At 54.7% G+C, this 8,639-nt stretch carries 7 protein-coding genes; 5 read left to right on the top strand and 2 right to left on the bottom strand.

The features are described 5' to 3' along the window. Positions 1–16: 16 nt before the first annotated feature. Positions 17–1,117, bottom strand: coding sequence for a tRNA/rRNA methyltransferase (locus KVT28_RS14335; protein WP_101763433.1), 1,101 nt, complete (start codon positions 1,115–1,117; stop codon positions 17–19). A gap of 156 nt (positions 1,118–1,273) precedes the next feature. On the opposite strand from KVT28_RS14335, the gene trxC reads away from it, so the two are divergent. The 5 genes from trxC to KVT28_RS14365 all read left to right on the top strand — a co-directional run bounded on the left by trxC (position 1,274) and on the right by KVT28_RS14365 (position 7,030). Beyond that, positions 1,274–1,693, top strand: coding sequence for a thioredoxin TrxC (gene trxC, locus KVT28_RS14340; protein ID WP_101763432.1), 420 nt, complete (start codon positions 1,274–1,276; stop codon positions 1,691–1,693). A 91-nt stretch (positions 1,694–1,784) separates the two neighbouring features. Continuing rightward, positions 1,785–2,489, top strand: coding sequence for a tRNA-uridine aminocarboxypropyltransferase (locus KVT28_RS14345; RefSeq protein WP_110868291.1), 705 nt, complete (start codon positions 1,785–1,787; stop codon positions 2,487–2,489). A gap of 87 nt (positions 2,490–2,576) precedes the next feature. Further along, positions 2,577–5,234, top strand: coding sequence for a bifunctional acetate--CoA ligase family protein/GNAT family N-acetyltransferase (locus KVT28_RS14350; protein ID WP_192234470.1), 2,658 nt, complete (start codon positions 2,577–2,579; stop codon positions 5,232–5,234). Positions 5,235–5,350: 116 nt separating this feature from the next. Then, positions 5,351–6,706, top strand: coding sequence for a CDP-diacylglycerol--serine O-phosphatidyltransferase (gene pssA / locus KVT28_RS14360; RefSeq protein WP_101763429.1), 1,356 nt, complete (start codon positions 5,351–5,353; stop codon positions 6,704–6,706). 3 nt (positions 6,707–6,709) lie between these two features. Then, positions 6,710–7,030 carry a YfiM family lipoprotein gene (locus tag KVT28_RS14365; RefSeq protein WP_101763428.1) on the top strand — a complete coding sequence of 107 codons (321 nt, stop codon included), beginning with the start codon at positions 6,710–6,712 and terminating at the stop codon, positions 7,028–7,030. On the opposite strand, the gene KVT28_RS14370 is transcribed toward KVT28_RS14365, so the two are convergent. Further along, on the bottom strand, positions 7,031–8,335 hold the full coding sequence (locus tag KVT28_RS14370) for an MFS family transporter (protein ID WP_101763427.1): 1,305 nt from the start codon (positions 8,333–8,335) through the stop codon (positions 7,031–7,033). Positions 8,336–8,639: the final 304 nt, after the last annotated feature.

Raw genomic sequence — 8,639 nt, forward strand, 5'->3', positions numbered from 1 at the left:
CTTGCGGCCCGTTTTTTTATGCGTTCTGACGCCACCATTCGGCGAGCAGAATACCGGTCGCCACTGACACGTTGAGGCTTTCAACGTTGCCGGTGCCACCAATCGACAGGCTGAGATCGCCCTGCTGGAAAGCGCTGTCTGACAGACCTTCGCTCTCCTGACCCAACACCAGCACCATTTTGGCAGGCAGCTCAGCTTTCGCCAGCGGTGTGCCTTCGTGGCTTGAGGTGGTAACGATGGTGTAACCCGCTTTACGGAACGCTTCCAGGCCATCGGCAAAGCTTTCGCCGCTGATTGCCTGTACGTGTTCAGCGCCACCTTCGGCGGTACGTACTGCCGCACCTGACTCCAGCAGCGAGGCATCATTCACCAGCAAACCTTTCACACCGAAGTGCGCGCAGCTACGCATAATGCCGCCGAGGTTGTGCGGGTTGCTGACATCTTCCAGCGCCAGCACGCAATCTTTGGTGGGGGCCTTGGTCAGCCACTCGGTAACCGGCATGCCCATACGTTTTTTGATGATGAAGCACACGCCACCGTGGTGTTCAGTACCTGAAGCTTTGGTCAGCTCAGCATCTTCAACCACATGATAGGCTTTGCGGTTGGCAGCAAGCCAGCGCAGGGTTTCACGGAAACGCGGTGTTACGCTCTGAATAAACCAGGCGCGCACGATGCTTTCCGGACGGCTCAGGAACAGCGCCTGACAGGCATTTTCACCGTAGACGCGCGTCTCTTCCTGACGCTGACGGCGAATCTGCTCGGGATCGATGACCGGCTTATTCGCGGCATCATCCAGTTGACTATCATCCGCGACCGGCGGACGAGAAACGGTGCGCCACGGCGAATCACCGAAGCTGCGGTTATCGTCACCACGACCAAAGCTGCGACCGCGTTCGGTATTACTCGCACCGCGCGGTGCCGGGCTGCGTGCGCCGCCACGGCCACCTTCTTCATTATTACGTGCACCGCTGCGAGGACCAGAACGACGATTATCTTCCTGGCGCGCAGCAGGACGGCCGCCTTTGCCGGTACGGGGATTCGGCTTTTGACCACTCTCCTCATCACGTACGTACATCACTTTTACCTTGCCGCTTTTGCCTTTAAATTCGTCGTTCATCTGTTCCTCCAGCATTGAGAGCGCGAAGATTACCTGATGTGTCGGTGCTTAGCTATCAACTATTGAACCTATTGGGCAATCCAGATTGAGCATAGCACTCAACCTTTTCATAATGTCCGGCAATCATCAGATTTACAGGTCCGGGTTGAGGTAAATATGAATACAGTTTGTGCCTCCTGTCAGGCAACCAACCGCGTGCCCGAGTCGCGCATGGCTGATGGAGCAAAATGTGGTCGTTGCGGCGGCGAGCTATTCAACGGTGAAGTCGCCAACGCGACCGCGGCCACGCTGGATAAGTATCTGCAAGACGATCTGCCGGTGGTGATCGACTTCTGGGCGCCGTGGTGTGGCCCGTGCGTTAACTTCGCACCGGTGTTTAAAGATGTCGCCGACGAGCGGCGCGGCAAGGTGCGCTTCGTGAAAGTGAATACCGAAGCCGAACCCGCGCTTAGCGCGCGTTTCCGCATTCGCAGCATTCCTACGATTATGCTGTTCAAGAACGGCGAGATGGTCGACATGCTGAATGGCGCAATGCCGAAAGCCCCCTTCAACGAGTGGCTCGACGAATCGCTGTAAACCGCTGATGGCCAGCCGCGAGCTGGCCTTCCTTATTACCTTTCCCGGCTAATTCCATTACACTGGCGTTTTTTCTCCTGCCTGCGAATTTATGTTTGAAAATGCCGTTCTGCGCTTACGTGCGCAACGTTTAGCGCGCGCCACGCGCCCGTTTCTTGCGCGCGGTAATCGTGTCATTCGTTGCCAACGCTGCCTGCTGCCGCAGAAAAACTGTCTGTGTGCCACCATCCAGCCTCAGCAAGCGCGCAGTCGCTTCTGTCTGGTGATGTTCGATACCGAGCCGATGAAGCCGAGCAATACCGGAAGGTTAATTGCCGATGTGCTGCCGGACACCGAGGCGTTTGGCTGGTCACGCACCGAGCCGGATGCCGCGCTGCTGGCGGCGGTGAAGAACGCGCATTATCAGCCGCTGGTGGTTTTCCCGGCGTCTTACGCAGATGCCGATCGCGAAGTGCTCACCAGCCCGCCGCTCACCGGCAAACCGCCGCTGTTTATTATGCTCGACGGCACCTGGACGGAAGCGCGCAAGATGTTCCGCAAAAGTCCGTGGCTGGATGCGTTGCCGGTGATGTCGCTCAACGTGTCTGCGCCCTCGCGCTACACGCTGCGCGAGGCCCACGGCGAAGGCCAGCACTGCACCGCCGAAGTTGCTGCCGCGCTGCTGGAACAGGCCGGCGATCTCGCCGCCGCCGCAGAATTGCAGCACTATTTCGCCCGCTTCCGTCATGCTTATCTGGCGGGGAAACCGCATCATCCGATTCATGCTCTGGAAGAAGCATTGAGTAGCGGAATCTGAAGCTGGCTCTCAGCCTGCGATCGGTGAATCGGCACGCGCGCTAAAAAGCGTTTACAATCATGCCAATCTTGATAGCAGGAGCGGATGATGAGCCAACGCGGACTGGAAGCGCTGTTACGACCTAAATCAATCGCGGTAATCGGTGCGTCAATTACACCGGGGCGCGCCGGCTACTTTATGATGCGTAACCTGCTGGCCGGTGGATTTAGCGGTCCGGTATTGCCGGTGACGCCGAAGTATAAAGCGGTGAGCGGCGTGCTGGCCTGGCCGGATATCGCCAGCCTGCCCTTCGCGCCCGATCTCGCCATCATCTGTACCCACGCCAAACGTAATCTCGAACTGCTGCAACAACTGGGCGAAAAAGGCTGTAAGGCCTGTATTATTCTTTCGGCGCCATCCAGCCAGTTGGAAGAGCTGAAAGCCTGCGCCAGTCAGTGGCAAATTCGCCTACTTGGGCCCAACAGCTTAGGTTTGCTGGCGCCGTGGCAAGGGTTGAATGCCAGCTTCTCGCCGGTGCCGATTGCTAAAGGCCGCATTGCTTTTATTTCGCAATCTGCTGCGGTCTCTAACACCATTCTCGACTGGGCGCAGCAGCGTAACCTCGGTTTCTCATGGTTTATCGCCTTGGGTGATAGCCTGGATATCGACGTTGATGATCTGCTGGATTTCCTCGCGCGCGACGGTAAAACCAGCGCCATTCTGCTCTACCTCGAACACCTCAGCGATGCGCGTCGCTTTGTTTCCGCTTCGCGCAGCGCCTCGCGTAATAAACCGATTTTGGTGATAAAAAGTGGTCGCAGCCATCAGGCGCAGGCGATGATCGGTACTCACAGCGGACTGGACGCTGCCTGGGATGCGGCGATTCAGCGCGCCGGTTTACTGCGCGTACAGGATACGCATGAACTGTTTACGGCGGTTGAGTCGCTGAGCCATATGCGTCCATTACGCGGCGATCGACTGATGATCATCAGCAACGGCGCGGCCCCGGCGGCGCTGGCCCTGGATGAACTGTATGCGCGCAACGGTAAGCTGGCGACGCTAAGTGACGAAACCTTGCAGGCGCTGGCCACACTGCTGCCAGAAGGCGTTGGCCGCGGCAATCCGCTGGATTTGAAAGATGACGCGACACCAGCGCGCTATGTCGCCTGCATTGAACGGCTGCTGGATAGCCATGAACTTGATGCACTGATGATCATTCATGCGCCAAGCGCCGTTTCACCTTCGAGCGAGACCGCCGAGCAGATTATCGCTGCGGTTGCCAAACATCCGCGTGGCAAGCAGGTTACTTTGCTGACGAACTGGTGCGGCGAATACTCTTCGCAGAGCGCACGACGCGCGTTTACTCAGGCTGGCATTCCCACCTGGCGCACACCGGAAGGTACCGTTACCGCTTTCATGCATCAGGTGGAATATCGCCGCAACCAGAAGCAACTGCGTGAGACGCCCGCGCTGCCGATTGGTTTGACGCAGAACAGCGCGCAGGCGCATCAGCTGATTCAGCAAGCGCTGGATAAAGGCATCACTACGCTGGACACCCACGAAGTGCAGCCGGTGTTACAAGCTTATGGCCTGGCGACGCTGCCCACCTGGATTGCCAGCGACAGCGCCGCGGCTGCCAGCATCGCCGATCAGATTGGCTATCCGGTCGCGCTCAAGCTGCGTTCGCCGGATATTCCGCATAAGTCGGAGGTACAAGGCGTAATGCTGTATCTGCGCAGCGCCGCAGAGGTGGAACAAGCGGCTGAAGCCATTTTTGATCGCGTGCGTGAAACCCATCCACATGCGCATGTTGATGGTTTGCTGGTGCAGAGTATGGCGAATCGCGCCGGAGCACAGGAGTTGCGTGTGGTGGTCGAACAGGATCCGCTGTTTGGCCCTATCATCCTGCTGGGCGAAGGCGGCGTGGAGTGGCAGCCCGACAAGCAAGCCGCCGTGGCTTTGCCGCCGCTGAATATGACGCTGGCGCGCTATCTGGTGATTCAGGCGATGAAAAGCGGCAAAGTCCGCAGCCGTAGCGCGTTGCGACCACTGGATATCACCGGGCTTAGCCAGCTGTTAGTGCAGGTTTCAAACCTGGTGGTCGATTGTCCGGAGATTCAGCGCCTGGATATTCATCCGCTGCTGGCATCAGCCGACGAATTCACGCTGCTGGATGTCACGCTGCAGCTGGCCCCTTTCAATGGTGATAACGAAACACGGCTGGCGATTCGTCCTTACCCGCATCATCTTGAAGAGCAGGTGCAGCTGAAAAATGGGCAATATTGCCTGTTCCGCCCGATCCTGCCGGAAGATGAACCGCAGCTGCGCGCCTTTATCGCCCAGGTAACGAAAGAAGATCTCTACTATCGTTACTTCAGTGAAATCAATGAATTCACCCATGAAGATTTGGCGAATATGACGCAAATTGATTACGACCGCGAAATGGCGATTGTCGCTATACGGCAGCACAACGGCGTCGACGAGATCATTGGCGTAACACGTGCGATCTCCGATGCCGATAATATCGATGCTGAATTCTCCGTGCTGGTGCGGTCTGACCTGAAAGGCTTGGGCATGGGCAGGCGCTTACTGGAGAAGATGATTCGCTATACGCGCGATCATGGCCTGCAACAATTGAACGGTATCACCATGCCAAACAATAGCGGCATGATCACGCTGGCGCGAAAGCTCAATTTTCGCGTGAATATTCAACTGGATGATGGCATTGTCAGCCTGAATTTGCCGCTCGGTGATGTCATCAGCTAACCTGTACAGAAAGGTAAAATTCCTCCTCTACAGGCCGGTTGATGGTATTATTTACCGTTAGGATCATGATTTGATGGCAAAAGGCCATGCAATGAACAGAGAAGAAGTGCACTGTGATGTTGTCTAAATTTAAACGTAATAAACACCAACAACACCTCGCACAGCTGCCTAAACTGTCACAATCCGTGTCGGATCTGACGACGCTTTACTCGCCTGCCGAGTTTCGCGAAACCCTGCTGACGAAAATTGCCGCAGCAGAAAAGCGTATCTGTATCACCGCGCTGTATCTGGAGAATGATGACGGCGGTCGCGGAATAATGCAGGCGCTGTACGCAGCGCGTCAGGCACGTCCGGAGCTGGATGTATGTATTCTGGTTGACTGGCATCGTGCGCAGCGTGGTCGTATTGGCGCTGCTCGCGGCGTGACCAACGCTGACTGGTATTGCGAAATGGCGACTCAGCACCCGGATATCGCTATTCCAGTTTACGGCATTCCGGTTAACACCCGCGAAGCGCTCGGTGTGCTGCATCTGAAAGGGTTTATCATTGATGATACGCTGCTCTACAGCGGCGCGAGCCTGAACGATGTCTATTTGCATCAGCATGATAAATACCGTTATGACCGTTATCAGCTGATCCGCAATCCACAGCTTACCGATACCATGTATGCGTGGATCTGCGAAAATCTCAAGGATTCCGATGCGGTTAACCGGCTCGATAAAACTGAGCGCCCTTCCAGCCCGGAAATCAAAAACGAAACACGTCAGTTCCGTCAGGAGCTGCGCAGCTTTAACTATCAGTTTACCGGCAATGCAGATAATGATTGCCTTGCCGTCACGCCGTTGGTTGGCTTGGGCAAACGTAGCCTGCTGAACAAAACCATTTTCCATTTGATGCCCTGCGCTGAGCGCAAGCTGACGCTGTGTACGCCCTATTTTAACCTGCCGGCCATTCTGGTGCGTAACCTGATTCATTTACTGCGTCAGGGTAAAGAAGTTGAAATCATCATTGGCGACAAAACGGCCAATGACTTCTACATCCCGCCAGAACAGCCGTTCAAGATTATCGGGGCACTGCCTTATCTATATGAGATTAACCTGCGTCGCTTCCTGAGCCGTTTGCAGTATTACGTCAATAATGGTCAGCTGACGGTACGCTTGTGGAAAGATGGCGAAAACAGTTATCACCTGAAAGGCATTTGGGTGGATGACGAATGGATGATGATCACCGGTAATAACCTCAATCCACGCGCGTGGCGACTGGATCTGGAAAATGCGGTGCTGATTCACGATCCTCTCAATCAATTGGCCGAGCAGCGTGAAAAAGAGCTGGCGCTGATTCGTGAGCATACTTCCGTGGTGCAGCATTATCGCGAGCTGGAAAGTATCTCCGATTATCCGGCAAAGGTGCGCAAGCTGATTCGTCGCCTGCGCCGTATTCGCATCGATCGCTTGATTAGCCGTCTGCTTTAGCCGATGCGTGCGCCTATCCTCTGCGTGGTTTTGCTGTGTAGTGGATGTGCGCATGTCGCCCAGGATAACTGGACCGGCAAAGACAAAGCGCAACACTACTTCTCTTCTGCTGTGCTGGCAGCCGCAGGTAGTGAGATTTCTCAGCATCAAAATCACAGCCGCGGGCAGAATTTGCGTTTCGGCTTTCTGTTTTCGTTGAGTTTCGGTGTGGGGAAAGAGTTATATGACAGCCGCTCAGCGGGGAGCGGCTGGAGTTGGAAAGATCTTAGCTGGGATGTCGCCGGCGCCGCCAGCGGTATCGCACTGTGGAACCTCAGTCAGTAATTACAGCGCAATCCCCTTCCCTTTGCGATGCAGCATCAGCGATACCAGGAATGCTAAAGCGCCCATTGCCGAAACATACCAGAAGAAGCTGGTTTCAATACCTTCCCTTTTCAGCAGTAAGGCCACGTACTCTGCTGAACCACCAAAAATAGCATTCGCCACCGCATAGGAAAGCCCAACGCCCAGCGCGCGGACTTCCGGCGGGAACATCTCTGCTTTCAAAATGCCACTGATAGCGGTGTAGAAACTGGTGATGATTAGCGCCAGCATGATCAAGGCAAATGCCAGCCAACTGCTTTGCACATTTTGCAGCAATAGCAGAATAGGTACCGTACAGATAGCTGCCCCGGCACCAAAAATCATCATTGAGGCACGACGACCAATCTTGTCTGACAGCGCGCCAACTATCGGCTGAATCAACATGAATACCAATAAGCAACCGGTCATTAATCCACTGGCACTGCGCGCATCCATCCCGGCAGTATTTACCAGATATTTTTGCATGTAGGTGGTGAAGGTATAGAAGCTTAGCGAACCGCCTGCGGTAAAGCCCAGCACCATCAGAAATGCACGGGTGTGATTGCGCAGTAATCCCGTAATGCTGCCGGCGTCACGATGTTCTCGGTGTTTTTTCTCTGAAGTTTCGTTGAGAGAACGACGCAACCACAATGCCACCACAGCGAGCGCCGCCCCGAGGAAGAACGGAATACGCCAGCCCCAGCTGCGAAGTTCTTCATCGCTGAGAATTTGCTGTAAGACTACAACGGTAAGCACCGCTAACAGTTGGCCGCCGATGAGCGTCACATATTGGAAAGAGGCATAAAATCCTTTTCGTCCTTCCAGTGCTACTTCGCTCATATAAGTGGCGCTGGTACCGTATTCCCCACCAACCGATAATCCCTGAAACATACGTGCCAGCAGAAGAATGACAGGCGCGGCAAGGCCAATTTCTCCGTAGCCCGGTAGACAGGCGATCACTAATGATCCCAGACACATCATGCACACTGAGATCAGCATTGAGGCTTTGCGACCGTGACGATCGGCAATATAGCCAAATAACCATCCGCCGATCGGGCGCATCAGAAAACCAGCTGCGAAGACGCCTGCTGTTTGCAGCAATTGGGTGGTGGTATCACCGCTTGGAAAGAAGACATGGGCAAAATAGAGTGAGAAGAAGGAGTAGACGTAGAAATCGAACCATTCGACTAAATTGCCAGACGATGCGCCGACAATCGACCAGATGCGCTTTTTACTGTCAGCTGCCGTTGCAGTTAGAGCCACTTTTTGTTGTTGTGAATCAGTCATGCTTACCTCTTTTCCTTGCGAATAATTAGCGCCAAAGGATTGTGTAAAGCATCTATTAACTGGTTGCGGGAATTGTCTCTGTTCCTGGATTGCAAAATGTGATTGCCGCGAAGTTTTTAGTGCAATTTATTACTGATTTTCATGCAAATTCAGCCATCTGCCGACTTTAATTCACTATATGCAGATGTAAAAAAGCCCCGGACTTTCGTCCGGGGCTTCTTCACTATTTGATGCCTGGCAGTTCCCTACTCTCGCATGGGGAGGCCCCACACTACCATCGGCGCTACGGCGTTTCACTTCTGAG

Source organism: Pantoea sp. GbtcB22, from assembly GCF_019091025.1.
GTDB classification, from domain to species: Bacteria; Pseudomonadota; Gammaproteobacteria; order Enterobacterales; family Enterobacteriaceae; genus Pantoea; species Pantoea leporis.

Bases quoted from the DNA above. Each gene is read 5' to 3' on its own strand.
- KVT28_RS14335 (WP_101763433.1), bottom strand. From the start codon at position 1,117: ATGAACGACGAATTTAAAGGCAAAAGCGGCAAGGTAAAAGTGATGTAC.
- trxC (WP_101763432.1), top strand. From the start codon at position 1,274: ATGAATACAGTTTGTGCCTCCTGTCAGGCAACCAACCGCGTGCCCGAG.
- KVT28_RS14345 (WP_110868291.1), top strand. From the start codon at position 1,785: ATGTTTGAAAATGCCGTTCTGCGCTTACGTGCGCAACGTTTAGCGCGC.
- KVT28_RS14350 (WP_192234470.1), top strand. From the start codon at position 2,577: ATGAGCCAACGCGGACTGGAAGCGCTGTTACGACCTAAATCAATCGCG.
- pssA (WP_101763429.1), top strand. From the start codon at position 5,351: ATGTTGTCTAAATTTAAACGTAATAAACACCAACAACACCTCGCACAG.
- KVT28_RS14365 (WP_101763428.1), top strand. From the start codon at position 6,710: ATGCGTGCGCCTATCCTCTGCGTGGTTTTGCTGTGTAGTGGATGTGCG.
- KVT28_RS14370 (WP_101763427.1), bottom strand. From the start codon at position 8,335: ATGACTGATTCACAACAACAAAAAGTGGCTCTAACTGCAACGGCAGCT.